The sequence below is a fragment of the Streptomyces sp. NPDC001348 genome, assembly GCF_053597535.1.
In genome coordinates, this window is record NZ_JBSFIK010000013.1 from 84,923 (window position 1) to 103,175 (window position 18,253).

Annotated in this window: 17 protein-coding genes; 9 read left to right on the forward strand and 8 right to left on the reverse strand. The window is 72.0% G+C overall.

The window, feature by feature from the left end; genetic code table 11:
• Positions 1–40 precede the first annotated feature (40 nt).
• From ACWC21_RS16260 to ACWC21_RS16275, 4 genes are all read left to right on the forward strand, one after another.
• Positions 41–2,560, forward strand: coding sequence for a sensor histidine kinase (locus tag ACWC21_RS16260; RefSeq protein ID WP_450882201.1), 2,520 nt, complete (start codon positions 41–43; stop codon positions 2,558–2,560).
• Positions 2,557–2,994, forward strand: coding sequence for a roadblock/LC7 domain-containing protein (locus ACWC21_RS16265; protein WP_450882203.1), 438 nt, complete (start codon positions 2,557–2,559; stop codon positions 2,992–2,994). The genes ACWC21_RS16260 and ACWC21_RS16265 overlap by 4 nt, the downstream gene beginning before the upstream one ends.
• Positions 2,995–3,016: 22 nt before the next feature.
• On the forward strand, positions 3,017–3,430 hold the full coding sequence (locus tag ACWC21_RS16270; protein ID WP_450882205.1) for a DUF742 domain-containing protein: 414 nt from the start codon (positions 3,017–3,019) through the stop codon (positions 3,428–3,430).
• 71 nt (positions 3,431–3,501) lie between these two features.
• On the forward strand, positions 3,502–4,134 hold the full coding sequence (locus tag ACWC21_RS16275) for a GTP-binding protein (RefSeq protein ID WP_450882207.1): 633 nt from the start codon (positions 3,502–3,504) through the stop codon (positions 4,132–4,134).
• 15 nt (positions 4,135–4,149) lie between these two features.
• Here the strand turns inward: ACWC21_RS16275 and ACWC21_RS16280 are convergent, their stop codons facing one another.
• Entirely contained in the window at positions 4,150–4,578 is a 429-nt protein-coding gene (locus ACWC21_RS16280; protein WP_450882209.1) for a PPOX class F420-dependent oxidoreductase, read from the reverse strand.
• A 95-nt stretch (positions 4,579–4,673) separates the two neighbouring features.
• Between ACWC21_RS16280 and ACWC21_RS16285 the strand changes: the two genes are divergently transcribed.
• Positions 4,674–5,087 (forward strand): roadblock/LC7 domain-containing protein, encoded by a 414-nt coding sequence (locus ACWC21_RS16285; RefSeq protein ID WP_450882211.1) that lies wholly within the window; start codon positions 4,674–4,676, stop codon positions 5,085–5,087.
• Positions 5,088–5,212: 125 nt separating this feature from the next.
• Entirely contained in the window at positions 5,213–6,160 is a 948-nt protein-coding gene (locus tag ACWC21_RS16290) for a DUF6397 family protein (protein WP_450882213.1), read from the forward strand.
• On the opposite strand, the gene ACWC21_RS16295 is transcribed toward ACWC21_RS16290, so the two are convergent.
• Together ACWC21_RS16295 and ACWC21_RS16300 are read right to left on the reverse strand one after the other, a co-directional pair.
• Positions 6,147–7,013, reverse strand: coding sequence for an acyl-CoA thioesterase (locus ACWC21_RS16295; RefSeq protein WP_450882215.1), 867 nt, complete (start codon positions 7,011–7,013; stop codon positions 6,147–6,149). The two genes, ACWC21_RS16290 and ACWC21_RS16295, sit on opposite strands and share 14 nt — an antisense overlap.
• 19 nt (positions 7,014–7,032) lie before the next feature.
• Positions 7,033–9,546 carry a DEAD/DEAH box helicase gene (locus ACWC21_RS16300; RefSeq protein ID WP_450882217.1) on the reverse strand — a complete coding sequence of 838 codons (2,514 nt, stop codon included), beginning with the start codon at positions 9,544–9,546 and terminating at the stop codon, positions 7,033–7,035.
• Between the two features lie 145 nt (positions 9,547–9,691).
• Between ACWC21_RS16300 and ACWC21_RS16305 the strand changes: the two genes are divergently transcribed.
• Entirely contained in the window at positions 9,692–10,486 is a 795-nt protein-coding gene (locus tag ACWC21_RS16305; protein WP_450882219.1) for a metal-dependent hydrolase, read from the forward strand.
• A gap of 14 nt (positions 10,487–10,500) precedes the next feature.
• Here the strand turns inward: ACWC21_RS16305 and ACWC21_RS16310 are convergent, their stop codons facing one another.
• The 4 genes from ACWC21_RS16310 to ACWC21_RS16325 form a co-directional block, all read right to left on the reverse strand.
• Positions 10,501–10,767: a type B 50S ribosomal protein L31 gene (locus tag ACWC21_RS16310; RefSeq protein ID WP_450882221.1), complete on the reverse strand. Its 267-nt coding sequence runs from the start codon at positions 10,765–10,767 to the stop codon at positions 10,501–10,503.
• Between the two features lie 45 nt (positions 10,768–10,812).
• Positions 10,813–11,283, reverse strand: coding sequence for a DUF5709 domain-containing protein (locus tag ACWC21_RS16315; protein ID WP_450882223.1), 471 nt, complete (start codon positions 11,281–11,283; stop codon positions 10,813–10,815).
• Between the two features lie 285 nt (positions 11,284–11,568).
• Positions 11,569–13,350: an ABC transporter ATP-binding protein gene (locus ACWC21_RS16320; protein WP_450882225.1), complete on the reverse strand. Its 1,782-nt coding sequence runs from the start codon at positions 13,348–13,350 to the stop codon at positions 11,569–11,571.
• The gene (locus ACWC21_RS16325; protein WP_450882227.1) at positions 13,347–15,194 is read right to left on the reverse strand and encodes an ABC transporter transmembrane domain-containing protein; all 1,848 of its coding nucleotides are present in this window, start codon (positions 15,192–15,194) and stop codon (positions 13,347–13,349) included. Before ACWC21_RS16325 ends, ACWC21_RS16320 begins: the two co-directional genes overlap by 4 nt.
• A 143-nt stretch (positions 15,195–15,337) precedes the next feature.
• Here ACWC21_RS16325 and ACWC21_RS16330 point away from each other — a divergent pair, with 143 nt between their 5' ends.
• Both ACWC21_RS16330 and ACWC21_RS16335 read left to right on the forward strand, forming a co-directional pair.
• On the forward strand, positions 15,338–16,090 hold the full coding sequence (locus ACWC21_RS16330; RefSeq protein WP_450882229.1) for a L,D-transpeptidase family protein: 753 nt from the start codon (positions 15,338–15,340) through the stop codon (positions 16,088–16,090).
• A gap of 51 nt (positions 16,091–16,141) precedes the next feature.
• On the forward strand, positions 16,142–17,746 hold the full coding sequence (locus tag ACWC21_RS16335; protein ID WP_450882231.1) for a peptide-N4-asparagine amidase: 1,605 nt from the start codon (positions 16,142–16,144) through the stop codon (positions 17,744–17,746).
• A gap of 24 nt (positions 17,747–17,770) precedes the next feature.
• On the opposite strand, the gene ACWC21_RS16340 is transcribed toward ACWC21_RS16335, so the two are convergent.
• Positions 17,771–18,220: a MarR family winged helix-turn-helix transcriptional regulator gene (locus ACWC21_RS16340; protein WP_450882233.1), complete on the reverse strand. Its 450-nt coding sequence runs from the start codon at positions 18,218–18,220 to the stop codon at positions 17,771–17,773.
• Positions 18,221–18,253 lie beyond the last annotated feature (33 nt).

Below are 18,253 nucleotides of genomic sequence, written 5' to 3' on the forward strand. Positions count from 1 at the left end.
CGCCTCAGAGCCCCCCCACCCACTTCCGAGCGAGGAGGCCATGCGTACACCCCGTAGGACCACACCGGACGCACAGACGCCGCCCTCGCCGCCGGTGCGCGGCCGTCGGGCCCATGCCGGGCGGCCGGCCGACGAAGACACCGACGGGACGGCCGACCGGGCCCCGGACGCCGCGCCCGCGCGCGTGGGACGCCGACGGATCAGGCCCCGGACCGTACGCGCCAAGGTCGTCTGCCTGCTGATGGTGCCCGTCGTCTCCCTGCTCGCCCTGTGGGCGTACGCCACCGTCAGCACCGCCCAGGACGTGTCCCGGCTGCGCCAGTCGCAGCGGGTGGACGCCGAACTCCGAGCCCCGCTCGCCGACGCCGTCACCGCCCTGCAGGCCGAACGCGTGGCTGCCGTGCGCTGTGCGACCGGTCCGGCCACCGCACAGGGCCGCGATCTGCGGGCTCTCGCCGCCCGCACCGACCGGGCCGTGGCCCGGCTGCGGCTCGGCGACCACAACACCGTCGCCGACGGCCAGGAACTGCCCTCCGGCGTCGCACAGCGCCTCGAGGACTTCGTCAGCGGGGCGGAGCACCTGCGCCCCCTGCGCACGGCGGTGCTCCACCACCGCGTCGGCTGGGACGAGGCGTACCGCGGGTACACGCGGTCCATCGGCACCGCCTTCGCGGTGGACGGCGCCCTCACCGGCATCCGGCAATCCGATCCGGGCTCGGACGCACGCGTGGTGCTCGAGTTCTCCCGCGCCCGCGAAGCACTGGCACAGGAGGACGCGGTACTCACCGGCGCCCGCCTCGCGGGCGGACTCACGGGCGAGCGCCTGCGCCTGTTCACCGGCGCCGTCGACACCCGCCGCGCACTCACCGACACCGCCGTCGCCGACCTGCCCGCCGCCCAGCTTGCCGCCTGGCGGAAGCTCGCCACGAGCGGCGCCTACACCGCCGTCGGCGCCGTCGAGGACAGGGCCCTGGCCGGCGCCCCCGGCGCCCACGAGGTCACGGCCGGCCCGGCAGCCACCTGGGAGGAGCCCCACGCGCGCGTCCGGGACGGAATGCGGGCCATCGAAAGGGACGCCGCGAGCAGCGTCGCCGGCCAGGCCGACCCGTACGGCCGTGGCCTGCTCACCCCGGCCGGAGCCGCCGTGCTCTTCGGCCTGGCCGCCGTGACCGCCTCGCTCGTCATCTCCGTACGCATCGGACGCGCACTCGTGGTCGAACTGGTCGGTCTGCGCAACGGCGCACTGGAGATCGCCCGCCGCAAACTTCCCGAAGCCATGCGGAGACTGCGCGCCGGGGAGGAGATCGACATCCGGGCGGAGGCCCCTTCGGGGCCGCCCGCGGAGGACGAGACCGGTCAGGTCGCCGAAGCCCTCGGCACCGTCCACCGGGCGGCCCTGCTCGCCGCCGTGGAACGGGCGGAGCTGGCCGGCGGCATCTCCAGGGTCTTCGTCAACCTGGCCCGCCGCAGTCAGGTCCTGGTGCACCGCCAGCTGAGCCTGCTCGACAGCATGGAACGCCGTTCGGACGACCCCGGAGAGCTCGGTGACCTCTTCCGGCTCGACCACCTCACCACCCGCATGCGTCGCCACGCGGAAAACCTGATCATTCTCTCCGGGGCGGCGCCCGGGCGGGCCTGGCGCATGCCCGTGTCCCTCACCGACGTCGTCCGCGCGGCCGTCTCCGAGGTCGAGGACTACGCGCGCGTCGAAGTGCGGCAGCTTCCCGAGACATCCGTGGCCGGCGCCGCCGTCGCCGACCTGACCCACTTGCTCGCCGAACTCGTCGAGAACGCCGCCCAGTTCTCACCGCCTCACACGCGCGTGCGGGTCAACGGCGAACCCGTCGGCAACGGCTACGCCCTGGAGGTCGAGGACCGAGGCCTCGGCATGAGCCCGGAGACCCTCGACGAGGCGAACCGGCGCATCGAGCAGTCCGAGGCACTCGACCTGTTCGACAGCGACCGTCTGGGCCTCTTCGTGGTCAGCAGACTCGCCGCACGCCACAGCATCAAGGTGCACCTGCGGACCTCGCCCTACGGCGGCACCACCGCGGTCGTCCTGCTGCCCACCGCCCTCCTGCACGACGACCCGGCCGAACCCACCGCCCACTCGGCGACGGACCGGGAACGGACACAGCACCACGCGTACGCGCGCGTGCCCGGTGCCCGGCCACCCCATGAGGTCGCGGCGACGTCCGCCGGCCGGCCAGTCCTCGCGGCCACCGGCCGGCCGTCGGCGGAACCCGCGGCCGAACCACCCCCACCCCCGGAAGTCACCACCTTGCGGCTGCACCGACCCCCGAACGACTCCGATGGCTCGGACGGCCTCCCCCGCCGGACACGACAGGCGAGTCTGGCGCCCCAACTACGTGAACACCACCCCGAGAAGCCTTCCACGGCACCTCACGCGCGGAGCGACGACCGCACCCCCGAACTGGTGAGGGACCGCATGGCGGCCTACCGCGACGGCTGGACGCGCGGCGGCGGCAGGCGACCCGGCCGCGGTGCCACCCCCGGCCCCGAAGCGGGCAGCGACAGCACTGAAGGAGACCTCGCGTGATCCACGACCCGAGAACGAGGCCCGCCCAGCCGTCCGGCGAACTCGACTGGCTGCTGGACGACCTGGTGACCCGCGTCGGCGACGTACGGCACGCCGTGGTGCTGTCCAACGACGGCCTGGCGGTGGGCGCCTCGACCGGCCTCTTGCGCGCGGACGCCGAGCACCTCGCCGCCGTCGCCTCCGGATTCCACAGCCTGGCCAAGGGGACGGGGCGGCACTTCGGAGTGGGCGGCGTCCGCCAGACCATGGTGGAGATGGACGACGCCTTCCTCTTCGTGGCCGCCGCCGGAGACGGCTCCTGCCTCGCCGTCCTCACGGCGGTGACCGCCGACATCGGACTCGTCGCGTACGAAATGGCACGGCTTGTCAAGCGCGTCGGTGAACACCTCCGCACGGCCCCCCGGGCCGCCACGCGGCCCCCCGCCGCCGGATGAACCGAGAGGGCGGTCGGCACCCATGAGCGAGGACACGGGAGGCACTCCGCCGGAGCAGGGCAGCCAGTGGTACGACGGCGAGGCCGGACCTCTGGTCCGCCCGTACGCCGTGACCGGCGGGCGCACCGGGCCCGGTCCCGGTGGAGCGCACTTCGACCTGCTCGCACTAGTGACGCTCGATCCCGGCGGTCTCACCGCCGACGGCAACCCTGCCCTCGGCCCCGAGCACCGCTCGCTCGTCGACCTGTGCCGCACCGAGACCCAGTCGGTCGCCGAACTCGCCGCCGGCACGGACCTGCCCCTGGGCGTCGTAAGAGTGCTGCTGGGTGACCTGCTCGAGCTCGGCCGCGTCACGATCAGCCGCCCGGTGCCCCCGGCGCAGCTGCCCGACGAACGGATCCTGCGCGAGGTCATCGCGGGATTGAGGGCGCTGTAGATGACAGTGCACGACCCACCGGACCTCCGCCGCCCAGTCGCCCGCGACCCGCATTCCCGAGAGAAGTGATCATGGTCTCCGAGCACTCCGAGCACTCCGAGCACTCCGAGTACGCCGACACCACCGACGGCGAGACGTCCGCCCTGGCGCTGAAGATCCTGGTCGCCGGCGGCTTCGGCGTCGGCAAGACCACCCTGGTCGGCGCGGTCAGCGAGATCCGCCCGCTGCGCACCGAGGAACTGCTGAGCGAGGCCGGGCAGTCGGTCGACGACACCGACGGCGTCGACCAGAAGGTCACCACGACCGTGGCCATGGACTTCGGCCGCATCACCATCCGCTCGGGCCTGTCCCTGTACCTCTTCGGCACACCGGGGCAGGACCGCTTCTGGTTCCTGTGGGACGAGCTATCACAGGGCGCGCTCGGAGCTGTGGTCCTGGCGGACACCCGGCGGCTGGAGGACTGCTTTCCGGCGGTGGACTACTTCGAGCACCGGCACATCCCGTTCGTGGTGGCGGTCAACTGCTTCGCCGGGGCACGCACCTACGGCGCCGACGACGTGTGCCGTGCCCTCGATCTCGACCGGGGGACCCCCGTGGTGCTGTGCGACGCCCGCGACCGGGACTCGGGGAAGGACGTGCTGATCCGGCTCGTCGAGTACGCCGGGCGGATGCACACCGCCCGGCTGCTCGACTCGGTGGGCTGAGGGACTGCGGAGGCCTCAGTCCGCGATGCCCTTCAACGCGACCACATGCTCGACGGCGACACGGACCAGGAGCTCGCCCGGAACGCCGTTGCGGGCGCCGAACTCCTCGGCGCGTTCCTCACCCATGTACCGCGCGGCGATCCGGGTCGCCCAGTGCCGGAGTTCGCCGGGATCCTCCGACAGCCGGGCGCGCCCGTTCAGCACCACGAAGTCGAACGGTGGCCGGTCGTCGTCGACGCAGAGCGCGACCTGGCCGTCGCGAGCCAGATTGCGCCCCTTCACGGTTTCCTTGCCCGTGTTGAAGACCACTTCGTCGCCCTCGAGCAGAAACCAGATCGGTGCCACGTGCGGGCTGCCGTCAGCCCGCACGGTCGACAGTTTTCCGGTGCGGGTGCCCGCCGAGACGAACGCCCGCCATTCCTCGTCGGTCATCTTCTGTGCCATGCCTCCATCCTCCTTGCCCGGACGGCGGTCGTGGGGAAGGCTGGCGAAGAGTTCCTCCAGCCAGGGGGGAGACGTCACACGGGGAGAGACCGAAGATGGCGCAGAACCAGGGACTCGGGTGGCTCCTGGACGACCTGACGGAGCGCGTGGAACAGGTACGGCACGCGTTGGTCCTGTCGAACGACGGCCTGGTGGCGGGCGCGAGCACCGGCCTCCGCCGCGAGGACGCGGAGCATCTCGCCGCCGTCGCATCCGGACTGCACAGCCTGGCGAAGGGGTCGGGGCGCCACTTCGGTGCGGGCAGGGTCCGCCAGACGATGGTCGAGTACGACGACGCCGTGCTGTTCGTCACCGCCGCAGGCAACGGCAGCTGTCTGTGCCTGCTCAGCGGCGCGGAGGCCGACATCGGCCAGATCGCCTACGAGATGACGCTGCTCGTCAACCGGGTCGGCGAGCACCTCGGCGTGGATGCCCGGCAGCCCGGGCGTGAACCCGAAGAAGAGCTCTGACCTGCATAGACGTCGCCCCGCCTGGAGTTATCCACAGGCTCGCCAGGAGATTCGCCGGACCGGCTACGGTTTTTTTCACGGCGAGCGCGGACGGCGTGAGCCACCACTCCACGGGGGAGACGACCATGTCGGGCAGCATCATCGCGGCACCACGTCACCTGACCTGTGCACCGAGCCGTGCAGCACGCGAACTCGGCCTAGCGCGAAGCGAATTCGACATCGCACTACTCCTCGGGCGGATCCGGACCGTGCCCGACGGACAGGGGGACGGGAGCCGTCGCGTGGAGCGGGCCGAGATCGAGCGCCTGCGCGCCGAGGAGGGATTCCCCGAATCGCTGCGGGAGAGCGTCAGGGCGGTGGGTACCACGGAGGGTGCGGCCCTGATGGAAGTGTCGGCCATGAGGTTCACCCGCCTGGCACGCCTCGGCCTGGTGGTGCCCGTGAGATTTTATGTGAACCGGTACCGGGCCGTGGTCTGGCTCTACCCGGCCGAGGAACTACGGCGGTTCACGGCGGACGAGCGGAACGCCCCACTGCTCACCGGCCGTATGCCCGAGGCATTGCGCGACCGACTGGGGGAGGGGCTGGATCTACGGGCCCGCACCTGGCGCGGACGTCATCTCGGATTCCTGCTGGGGCAGGCCGACGATCCCTGGGAGCGCGCCGGGGCCGTGGCCGCCTTCCTCGACCCGGTGCACATCCCGGACGTGATCAAGGACCCCTACGAGCGAGCTCATGTCAACCGCTACCGGCCGGGGCCACCGGCCAACGGCGCCCCCGGCTCGTCCTACGCGGAGCTGGCCGAGCGGATCATGACGGCGGACGACGCGGACGAGGCCGGCCGGCTCCGTCGCGATCTGGCACAGGCGGTGCGGGACGCTCGCGCCCACCGGCCGGCCCCGCGCCCCGCACCGGCCCCGCCCGCAGCACACCCGGACCCGTCACCACCGCGCCCGGATCCGTCCGCGCCGGACGCGGCGCCGGCCCCGAAACCGGCACGCGGACTCCTGCGCCGGCTGCGCCGCAGAAGCCCCCGGCCCGCAGGCTGCCGAGCCGTGACTACAGGGTCCTGAACAGCCCTTCCTGGACGACCGACACGAGCAGCCGCCCCTGCAGGTCGTAGATCCGCCCACGGGCCAGACCGCGGCCGCCCGTGGCGATCGGGGACTCCTGGTCGTACAGGAACCACTCGTCCGCGCGGAACGGCCGGTGGAACCACATCGCGTGGTCCAGCGAGGCCATGTCGAAGTTGCGCGGCCCCCACAGCGGCTCGACCGGAATGCGGACCGCGTCCAGAAGGGTCATGTCGCTGGCGTAGGTCAACGCGCAGGTGTGCACCAACGGGTCGTCGCCCAGCGGGCCGACCGCACGCATCCAGACCGCGCTGCGCGGTTCCGCGCCCTCCACCTCCGCGGCGTTCCAGCGGAGCCGGTCGACGTAGCGGATGTCGAAGGGCTGGCGGCGCGCCATCCGCTCCAGCTGCTCGGGCAGTGCGCCCAGGTGCTTGCGGACCTCCTCCGTGACCGTCGGCAGGGAATCCGGGTGCGGCACTTCGCGGGCGGGCGGGAGCTGGTGCTCGAAGGGTCCTTCCTCAGGCTTGTGAAAGGAGGCGGTCAGATTGAAGATCGTGCGGCCCTGCTGCACGGCGGTGACCCGGCGTGTAGTGAAAGACCGCCCGTCGCGCACTCGTTCCACCTGGTACACGATCGGCACGCCCGGTCTGCCGGGCCGCAGGAAGTACGCGTGCAGCGAGTGCACCGGGCGGTCACCGTCCGTGGTGCGCCCGGCGGCGACCAGTGCCTGGCCCGCCACCTGGCCGCCGAAGACCCGCTGGAGGGACTCCTGCGGGCTCAGGCCACGGAAGATGTTGACCTCGATCTGCTCCAGGTCGAGCAGGTCGACGAGTCTCTCGGCCGGATTCGTCATGGGTGGGATGCTCCTGTGCTCACAGCTGTCCGACGTCGGTGACGCGGACGACCGCACGGCCCTCCGCGTCGGAGGCCGCGAGGTCGACCTCCGCGCTGATGCCCCAGTCGTGGTCGCCCGCCGGGTCGTCGAAGATCTGACGGACGCGCCAGAGACCGTTCTGCGGCTCCTCCTGGATCACCAGCAGCTTGGGGCCGCGGGCGTCGGGGCCGGTTCCGAGGTCGTCGTACTCGTCCCAGTACTTGTCCATCGCCTCGCCCCAGGCCTGCGCGTCCCAGCCGGACTCCGCGTCCAGCTCGCCCAGTTCGTCGACCTGGTCGAGGGCGGCGAGCTCCACACGGCGGAACATCGCGTTGCGGACCAGGACCCGGAAGGCGCGTGCGTTGGTGGTGACCGGCTTGACCTCGTCGGCCTTCTCCTGGGCCTCCTCGGCGGTCATCTCCTCCGGGTTGGCCAGTTGTTCCCACTCGTCCAGCAGGCTGGAGTCGACCTGGCGCACCATCTCGCCGAGCCATTCGATCAGATCCTCGAGGTCCTCCGACTTGAGGTCGTCCGGAATCGTGTGGTCCAGGGTCTTGTAGGCGCCGGCGAGGTAGCGCAGCACGATGCCCTCGGTGCGCGCCAGCTCGTAGAAGGACACCAACTCCGTGAAGGAAAGCGCCCGTTCGTACATGTCGCGGATCACGGACTTCGGCGACAGCGGATGGTCGCCGACCCAGGGATGACTCTTGCGGTACGTGTCGTAAGCGTGGAAGAGCAGCTCCTCCAGGGGCTTGGGGTAGGTGACGTCCTGGAGGCGCTCCATGCGTTCCTCGTACTCGACGCCGTCCGCCTTCATAGCGGCCACGGCCTCGCCGCGCGCCTTGTTCTGCTGGGCGGCGAGGATCTGCCGCGGGTCGTCCAGGGTGGACTCCACGACCGACACCATGTCGAGAGCGTAGGACGGCGACTCCGGGTCCAGCAGCTCGAACGCGGCGAGCGCGAAGGTCGACAGCGGCTGGTTGAGCGCGAAGTCCTGCTGGAGGTCGACCGTGAGGCGGACGATGCGGCCCGTGGGGTCCGGCTCGTCCAGTTTCTCGACGATGCCGCCGTCCAGCAGCGAGCGGTAGATGGCGATCGCCCGCCGGATGTGCCTCAGCTGCTGCCTGCGCGGCTCGTGGTTGTCCTCCAGAAGATGGCGCATCGCCTCGAAGGCGTTGCCGGGACGGGCGATCACCGACAGCAGCATCGTGTGCGTCACCCGGAACCGGGACGTCAGCGGTTCCGGCTCGGAGGCGATCAGCTTCTCGAAGGTGTTCTCCGTCCAGCCGACGAAGCCCTCCGGTGCCTTCTTGCGCACCACCTTGCGACGCTTCTTCGGGTCGTCGCCCGCCTTGGCGAGGGCCTTCTCGTTCTCGATGACGTGCTCGGGTGCCTGCGCGACGACGAGCCCCGCCGTGTCGAAGCCGGCTCGGCCGGCGCGGCCCGCGATCTGGTGGAACTCACGGGCGCGCAGGGTGCGCACGCGGCTGCCGTCGTACTTGGTCAGGGCCGTGAAAAGCACCGTGCGGATGGGCACGTTGACGCCGACGCCCAGGGTGTCGGTGCCGCAGATGACCTTCAGCAGACCGGCCTGCGCCAGCTTCTCCACCAGGCGTCGGTACTTGGGCAGCATGCCGGCGTGGTGGACGCCGATTCCGTGACGTACGTACCGGGAGAGGTTGCGGCCGAACTTCGTGGTGAAGCGGAAGTTGCCGATCAGCTCGGCGATCTGGTCCTTCTCTTCGCGCGAGCACATGTTGATGCTCATCAGCGCCTGCGCCCGCTCCACGGCCTGCGCCTGGGTGAAGTGCACGATGTAGACCGGTGCCTGCCTGGTTTCCAGCAGATCGGTGAGCGTCTCGGTGAGCGGCGTGAGCTCGTACTCGTAGGAGAGGGGGACCGGGCGGGTCGCCGAGCGGACCACCGCGGTGGGGCGGCCGGTGCGGCGGGTGAGGTCCTTCTCGAAGAAGGAGACGTCGCCGAGCGTGGCCGACATCAGGACGAACTGCGCCTGGGGGAGTTCGAGCAGCGGGATCTGCCAGGCCCAGCCGCGGTCACCCTCCGCGTAGAAGTGGAACTCGTCCATGACCACCTGGCCGACGTCCGCGTCCTTGCCGTCGCGCAGCGCGATGGACGCGAGCACCTCGGCGGTGCAGCAGATGACCGGCGCGTCGGCGTTCACGGATGCGTCGCCGGTGAGCATGCCGACGTTCTCGGTGCCGAAGAGCTTGCACAGTTCGAAGAACTTCTCCGACACGAGGGCCTTGATGGGAGCCGTGTAGAAGGTGACCTCGTCCCGGGCCAGAGCGGCGAAGTGGGCCCCCGCGGCGATCATGGACTTGCCCGAGCCGGTGGGCGTCGACACGATCACGTTCGCACCCGAGACCGCCTCGATCAGCGCCTCCTCCTGATGGGGGTAGAGCGTGAGACCGCGCTCCTGGGCCCACGACTCGAAGGCTTCGTACAGGGCGTCGGGGTCGGCGGTCGGCGGGAGCTGATCGATGAGGGTCACGCACCCATCTTGCCTGGCGTCCCGGCCGATGGGGGAATCGGCTGCGAGCCAGAAGATCATGGCAGCTACGCTGTGTCGCCGACGGAGCGTCGATGCACCCGGTCAACTGGACAGCGGCACACGAGGAATGGGGCGGGCAACGGCCATGATGGGACCAGCACACTCACTGTCGGGGGCCGCCGCCTGGCTCGGCGTCGGAGCGGCCGCCGCCGCGGCCGGGCACCCGATGCCCTGGCCGGTGCTCCTGGTCGGCGCGCTGATCTGCGCCGGTGCCGCGCTCGCCCCCGACCTCGACCACAAGGCGGCCACCATCTCGCGCGCTTTCGGGCCGCTCTCGCGCTGGATCTGCGAGATCGTGGACAAGCTGTCGTACGCCGTCTACAAGGCGACCAGGAAACAGGGCGACCCCCGTCGCTCCGGTGGGCACCGGACGCTGACGCACACCTGGCTCTGGGCGGTCCTGATAGGCGGGGGATGCTCCGCGGCGGCGATCAGCGGGGGCCGCTGGGCGGTGCTGGCGATCCTCTTCGCGCACATGGTGCTGGCCATCGAGGGTCTGCTGTGGCGGGCGGCGCGCGGTTCGAGCAGCGACGTCCTGGTCTGGCTGCTGGCCGCGACCAGCGCATGGATCCTCGCCGGCATCCTGGACAAGCCGGGCAACGGTTCCGACTGGCTGTTCACCGCGCCCGGACAGGAGTACCTGTGGCTGGGGCTGCCCGTGGTGCTGGGAGCGCTGGTGCACGACATCGGGGACGCGCTGACCGTTTCCGGCTGCCCGATCCTGTGGCCGATCCCCGTGGGCCGCAAGCGCTGGTACCCGCTGGGGCCGCCGAAGGCGATGCGGTTCCGGGCGGGCAGCTGGGTCGAGCTGAAGGTGCTGATGCCGGCCTTCATGCTGCTCGGCGGGGTGGGCTGCGCCGCCGCACTCAACGTCATCTGAGGGACGGACCGGGCTCAGGAGGCGGACTCCCCGGAGTCCGCCCCACCGTAGCGGCGCTCGAAGCGCGCGACGCGTCCCTCGGCGTCGACCGTGCGGGCCTTGCCGGTGTAGAAGGGATGGCTCTCCGAGGAGATCTCCACGTCGACGACGGGGTACGTCTCCCCGTCGTCCCACTCGATGGTCTGGTCGCTGCTCGCGGTGGACCGGGTCAGAAAGGCGTATCCGGCGGCGCGGTCACGGAAGACGACCGCATGGTGGTCGGGGTGCTTGTCCTCCTGCATGGCGGCTCCTCGCGATGGGCGGGCGGTGGGCGGGTGGCGTTCCGGTCAGCCGGAGAGGGTGTCCTCGTCCACGACGTGCATCGCGGCCTCCTCGGCGGAGGCGGCCGCGCCGTCGATACCGACGTCGGTGGCCACGAGGGCGGCCTCCTCGTCCTCGTGCGCCCCTTCGTCGGGGGCCACGAGGCGGCCGGAGCGGAGGTCGCCGACCTCGTTGTCCAGGGCTTCGCCGTCGGTGTCCTCGACATCGCCGATGCCGTCGCCGTCGGGGGTGGCGAGGTCGGGCAGCTCCTCGGCGAGGCGCTCCTCCAGAGTCTCGCCCTGACGGCGCTCGGCCGCCGTCACACCCGCGTGCTCCACCGCCCAGGGGCGCTCGGGAGGAGACCAGCCGCGGTCCAGGGGGTCGTCGACACCGTCGTCGACGAGCGTGTCCTCCGCGTCGAGCAGTCCCGCGTCGTCCTGGATCTCGGACGCATCGGGCTGGTAGACGTCGTCTCCCCATCCGTCGGTGCTGTCCACGGCTACCTCCAGCTGCTGGCCACGGCCCGTTCTCACCGCGCCGGGCGGGGCTCCGCCGGGGTGCGGGGCACAGGTTTCACCCGGCGCGAACCGGACGGTGACCGGACGGTTCCCGGGCGTTCCCCAAGCCGGTGCCAGTTTCCAGCCTTCCACTCCGGCTCGGCACCGCGCAACGGCACGGGGACCAGCCCGAGAGTGCACACCCCGATCCCGGCTCCACGCCGTCCACCTGAAGCGTGCACTCTCCTTCCGGCCCGCTGCCGGGCCGCCCGGTGTGCCGGCGGGTCACCCGTGCCAGGACCGCCAGAGGGCCGCGTACGCGCCGTCCGCCGCGACCAGCTGGTCGTGGCTGCCGAGCTCGCTGATGCGGCCGCTCTCCACCACCGCGATGACGTCGGCGTCGTGCGCCGTGTGGAGGCGGTGGGCGATGGCGACCACGGTGCGGCCGTCCAGGACGCCGGCCAGGGAGCGCTCGAGGTGGCGTGCCGCGCGCGGGTCGAGGAGCGAGGTCGCCTCGTCCAGGACCAGGGTGTGCGGGTCGGCCAGCACCAGCCGGGCCAGCGCGATCTGCTGGGCCTGGGCGGGGGTGAGCGACAGTCCGCCCGAGCCGACCTCGGTGTCCAGGCCGTCGTCCAGCGCCCGCGCCCACCCGTCGGCGTCGACCGCGCCGAGCGCCGCCCACAGCTCGGCGTCGGTGGCGTCGGCGGCGGCCAGCAGGAGGTTGTCGCGCAGGGAGCCCACGAACACGTGGTGCTCCTGGTTGACGAGGGCGACGTGCGAGCGGACCAGCTCGGCGGGCATCCGGGAGAGCTCGGCACCTCCCAGGGTGATCCGGCCGTCCCGGGGCGCGTAGATCCCGGCGAGCAGCCTGCCCAGCGTGGACTTGCCCGCGCCCGAGGGCCCCACGAGGGCCAGCCGGGTGCCGGGTGCCACCTGAAGCGACACCTCGCGCAGGACGTCGACGCCCTCCCGGTAGCCGAAGTGCACCCGGTCGGCGTGCACGTCGTGTCCGTCCGGGGCCAGCGCCTGGTCCCCGGCGTCCGGCTCGATGTCGCGCACCCCGACCAGGCGGGCCAGCGAGACCTGGGCGACCTGGACCTCGTCGTACCAGCGCAGGATCAGGTTGACCGGGTCGACGAGCATCTGCGCGATCAGCGCGCCGGTGGTCAGCTGCCCCACCCCGATCCAGCCGCGCAGGACGAAGTACCCGCCGACCATGAGGACCGAGCCGAGGACCGTCACATGGGTGGCGTTGATGACCGGGAAGAGCACGGAACGGAGCCACAGGGTGTAGCGCTCCCAGGCCGTCCACTCCTTGATCCGGCGCTCCGACAGGGCGATACGGCGCTCGCCGAGGCGGTGGGCCTCGACGGTGCGGCCGGCGTCCACGGTCTCGGCGAGCGCGGCGGCCACGGCGGCGTATCCGGCGGCCTCGGAGCGGTAGGCGGACGGCGCCCGCCTCCAGTACCAGCGGCAGCCGGCGAACAGCAGCGGCGCGGCGAGCAGCACGGCAGCCGCCAGCGGCGGCGCGGTGACCACGAGTCCGCCCAGCAGCAGCGCCGCCCACACGAACCCGATCGCCAGCTGCGGTACGGCCTCGCGCATGGCGTTGGCGAGCCGGTCGATGTCCGTGGTGATACGGGACAGCAGGTCGCCGGTGCCGGCCCGCTCCAGCACCCCCGGCGGCAGTCCGACCGACCGGACGAGGAAGTCCTCGCGCAGGTCGGCCAGCATCCGCTCGCCGAGCATGGCCCCGCGCAGCCGTACCTCGCGTACGAACACCGCCTGGAGGACCAGCGCGAGCAGGAATGCTCCGGCGGTCGGGCCCAGGTGCAGTTCGGCGGCCCGGTCGGAGACCCGCTCCACCAGCCCGCCCACCAGGTAGGGGCCCGCCATGGAGGCCACCACGGCGACGGTGTTGACGAGGATCAGGATCCCGAAGGCGCGGCGGTGCCGACGGAACAGTTCCACCACGTAGGCGCGTACCGTCGCCGGGGCACCGACGGGCAGGGTGGTGGCCGTCGTCGGGGCCGCCGGGTCGTAGGCCGGTGGCGCGACGCCGATCATGCGCTTTCCTCGATCTCTTCCAGGGCGCCCCGGAGGGCGGCGGTACCGTTCGTTTCCAACGCCCCTCGCGGGGCGGCCCTCTCGTCGGCCGGCAGCCCCGGCACAGGAGCCTCCTCTTCGGTCTCGCGGGTCACGACCGCCCGGTACCGGGGCTCGGTGTGCAGCAGTTCGCGGTGTGCGCCGACCGCCACCACCTCGCCGTCGTGGACGAGGACGACACGGTCCGCGCGGTCCAGCAGCAGCGGTGAGGAGGTGAACACCACCGTCGTGCGGTCGGTCCGCAGCTGCCGTAGCCCCTCGGCGATCCGTGCCTCCGTGTGGGAGTCGACGGCCGAGGTCGGCTCGTCCAGTACCAGCACCTCGGGGTCCGTGATCAGCGACCGGGCCAGCGCGAGCCGCTGGCGCTGGCCGCCCGACAGTGAGCGTCCGCGCTCCGTGATGCGGGCGTCCATCGGGTCGGCGGCGTCCAACGAACCCTGGACCAGGGCCTCCAGGACGTCCCCGCACTGCGCGGCCGCCAGTGCCTCCTCCGCGCGGACCGCGCCGGACGCGGGCACGTCGAGCAGCTCGCGCAGCGAACCCGACAGCAGCACCGGGTCCTTGTCCTGCACGAGGACGGCGGTGCGCGCGCAGTCCAGGGGCAGTTCGTCCAGTGGCACCCCGCCGAGCAGCACGGACGGGCCGGGTTCGGTGGGGTGGCCGCCCAGCCGCTCGGCGAGCCGCCCGGCCGCGTCCGGGTCGCCGCAGACCACGGCGGTCAGTCGGCCGGTGGGCGCGAGCAGTCCGGTGCCCGGGTCGTACAGGTCGCCGTCCGGAGTCCCCGCCTCGCGTGAGCCTCCCGCGTCCGTCGTGCGCTCCAGTGACAGCACGCGCGCGGCTCGCTTGGCCGACGGGCGTGAGAAGGAGTAAGCCATCGCGATCTCCTCGAAGTGCCGCAACGGATAGGCGAGGATCATCACCGAGCTGTAGGCGGTGACCAGTTCACCGACGGTGATCCGGCCGTCCCGTGCGAGCTGGACGCCGTGCCAGACGATCGTGATCAGCAGCACTCCGGGCAGGAGCACCTGGATCCCGGCGATCAGGGACCACATCCGGGCGCTGCGCACGGCCGCGCGCCGAACCTCCTGGGAGGCGCTGCGGTAGCGGTCGAGGAACAGTTCCTCGCCGCCGATGCCGCGCAGCACGCGTAGTCCGGCGACGGTGTCCGAGGCCAGTTCGGTGGCCCGGCCCGCCTTCTCGCGCTGGACGTCGGCACGCCGGGTCGCCCGGGGCAGCAGCGGCAGCGCGGCGAGCGCCACCACGGGCAGGCCCACCGCGAGCAGCACGCCGAGCGCCGGCTGGTAGACGAGCAGGGCCACGCAGACCACGACCACCGTCAACGCGGCGGCGGTGAAACGCGAGACCGCCTCGACGAACCAGCCGATCTTCTCGACGTCACCCGTGGAGACGGCCACCACCTCGCCGGCCGCGACCCGCCGGGTCAGCGCCGAGCCGAGCCGTGCGGCCTTTCGGGCCAGCAACTGCTGGACGCGGGCGGCGGCCGTGATCCAGTTCGTGATGGCCGTCCGGTGCAGGAAGGTGTCGCCGACGGCGATGCCCGCGCCGCACAGCGCCAGCAGCCCGCCGGTCAGGGCCAGATGCCTGCCGGAGCGGTCGACCACGGACTGCACGGCGAGTCCGACGCAGAACGGCAGCGCGGAGACGGAGACGAAGTGCAGCAGGCCCCAGGCCAGCGACTTCGCCTGGCCACCCAGCTGGTTGCGCCACAGCCACCACAGGAATCGGGGACCCGAACGCGCGTCGGGGACGCCCGGGTCGGGATACGGAAGGTCTTGGATCTGCATGGCGTATGACGTCCCAGTGGCTCGTGTCAGGGGCTCGTGTGAGGGGGAGGAGACGGCAACAAACCGTGCAAGGTTCGCGTCGCAGCGTGGTCGAAAGCAAACGGTTTTCCGGGGCGGTGCCCACAACGTGCCACCATGGCTCCGTGCAGTTGAACGGTGTGCGGCGTACGACGGTCGTGGTGACGGCTCTCGGAACGCTTCTGACGACCTTGTCGGTCCTGTCCGGATGCGGCTCAGCGGAAGACGGGGGTGCCCGGCCCGCCGGGGCGCGGGGAGCCCCCGGCCGCTCCGCGCACCGCCCCGCCACCGTCGACCCGACCCGCCTGCCGGGTGTCGGTGACCGGCTGCACCGCAGGATTCCCGCCGAATCCGGCCAGGTGGTGGCCGTCTACGGCCGCGGCAAGGACTCGTCCGAAGCCACGGTCGTGCTGTACACCCGGCGCGGCGGTGCCTGGGAGCGGACCCGGAGTTGGCCGGCGCACAACGGTAAGAAGGGCTGGACCCTCGACCACCGCATGGGTGACAACCGCAGCCCCGTCGGGGTGTTCACCCTCTCCGACGCGGGCGGCGTGCTCGACGATCCCGGTGCCGGGCTGCCGTACACGCAGGACGCGTCGTTCGCGGCCCCGCGCACGTGGGCGGAGTCGCACTGGCACGATTTCGACTACGTCATCGCCATCGACTACAACCGTGTCAAGGGCACCCCGCCGAACAACCCGGCCCGCCCCGAGGGCGAGCAGAAGGGCGGCGGCATCTGGCTGCACATGGACCACGGCAGCGGCACCTCGGCCTGCGTCAGCGTCTCGCGGGACGCCATGGAGTACCTGCTGCGCACCCTCGACCCGGCCCGGCATCCCGTCATCGTCATGGGGGACAGGGCGGACCTGAGCGCCTGATCCGCCCGGGCCTCATTGCGGCCGGGCCCGACTCCCCGTAGAACACCGGCCATGAGAAGCCGGATAGTCATGTCCATGCTCGCCGGGATCTCCCTCCTGGCGGGCGTCCTCCTGGGAGCGGCTCCCGCGCGGTCCGCCGACGTCCCCGCCGAGTTCGGCACCGACTGGCACGACCCCGTGACGGCCGCTCCGGCCGTCACCCGACCGCACACGAAATCCTGTGCGGTCACCCTCGCCAAGGCGCAGTTCAGGGACTTCACGCCGTACCGGGGCGCCTACACGCCCCCGGCGGGCTGCGGCGACCGCTGGAGCAAGGTGGTGCTGCGACTCGACGGCAAGGTGAAGGGCCGTCAGTACGACCGGCTCGGCTATCTGCGCGTCGGTGGCGTGGAGGTGCTGCGTACCTCGACGCCCGAGCCGTCCCCGGACGGCATCGAGTGGTCGGTGGAGAAGGACGTCACGCGTTACAGCGCCGTCCTCCGCAGCCCGCAGAACGTCGAGATGCTCATCGGGAACGTCGTCGACGACACGTACACGGGCGTCATCGACGTGAAGGTCACACTGACCTTCTACGCGGGCCGCCCGTCCGCCGCCGCGCCGGACCGCGTCCTCACCCTCACCGACACGGCCGGCGGAACCACCCTCACCACCCCGCGCAACACCGAGCGCGTGGTCGCGGAGGTGTACGCCACCGGATCCGGCGGCGGCTGCGAGGAGTTCTGGTACCTGGCGGCCCCCGACCCGGCGCCGTACTCCTGCAAGGCGGCCGGCGGTCCCTACCGCGAGGTGCAGATCAGGGTCGACGGCCAACTCGCCGGGATCGCCGCGCCGTTCCCGAACGTGTGGACCGGCGGCTGGTCCAACCCGTTCCTCTGGTACGTCGTTCCGGGTCCGCGCGCCTTCGACGTCCGGCCGATCGAGTACGACCTGACCCCCTACGCGGGCATCCTCGACGACGGCCGCCCGCACCGCGTGGAGGTCTCCGTGGTCGGCGTCCCCGAGGGGCAGACGGGCTGGAGCACTCCCGTCAACGTCCTGGTCTGGCAGGACGCGGGCCGGGCGCGGCTCACCGGCGGGCTCACCCTGCGCAAGGAGGGCGTCCTCAGGAACTCCGCGACCTACACGCCGGGTCCGGACCAGCGCGTGGACACCGACGCCGGTCACCGGCTCACCGTCGCCGGATACGTCGACACCTCCCACGGCCGAGTGACGACCACCGTCAGGCGCACGCTCGCCAACACCTCCGCCCACCGCTGGACGGACGGCGAGACGACGGACGCACTCGACGCCCGCTGGACCGACGACGAGTCGGTGACGGTCGACGGACGTGGACCCGCCGCGAAGACGTACACACACCGGACGTACACGATGGACGGCACCACCGTCATCGGCACCGACGACCGGCTGCGCACGGTACTCACCCTGGGCGACCGGGCGGCGATGGCCGGGACACGCAACGGCAGGCGCACGGCGTGGTCGCGGCTCGACGACACCTACACCGGCGACGCCGCCTACACCCTCGACGTCCCCCGCGACCAGCGTCACGCGGTCGGCACGACCCGTGAGCGCTACCGGCTGTACGGCCCGGCCGGCTGCTACGACCGTTCGCTGACGACGGTTCAGGGGGTGCTGACGCAGGACGACAGGCGTTGCTGACGGGGCGGCGCGGGCGCGGGACGGTCAGCAGCGCTTGACCGTCGCCCCGTCGACCAGCGCGTCCAGTAGGTCGCCGAGCAACTCGCGCTGCTCGTGCGTCAACGGCGCCAGGATCTCCCGGGCGGCCGACCGCCGGGCCCCGCGCAGCTCGTCGAGGGCCTTGCGGCCGGCCTCCGTCAGCTCGATCCGGGTGACCCGCCGGTTCACCGGGTCGGGCACCCGGCGCACCCTGCCGCTCGCCTCCAGCCCGTCGACCAGGGTGGTGACCGCACGCGGCACCACCTCGAGGCGCTCGGCCAGGTCGGCCATGCGCGGCGGTGAGCCGTAGTGGGCGAGGGTGCGCAGCAGCCGGGACTGGGCCGGGGTGATGCCCAGGTCGCACTGTTCCAGATGGCGCTTCTGGATGCGGTGCACCCGGCGGGTGAGCCGCAGCAGCTGCTCCGCGAGCAGGCCCTCGGGATCGGGGGTGGTCATGCGGGAACAATATCAGGATGCAGTTCATTGTGA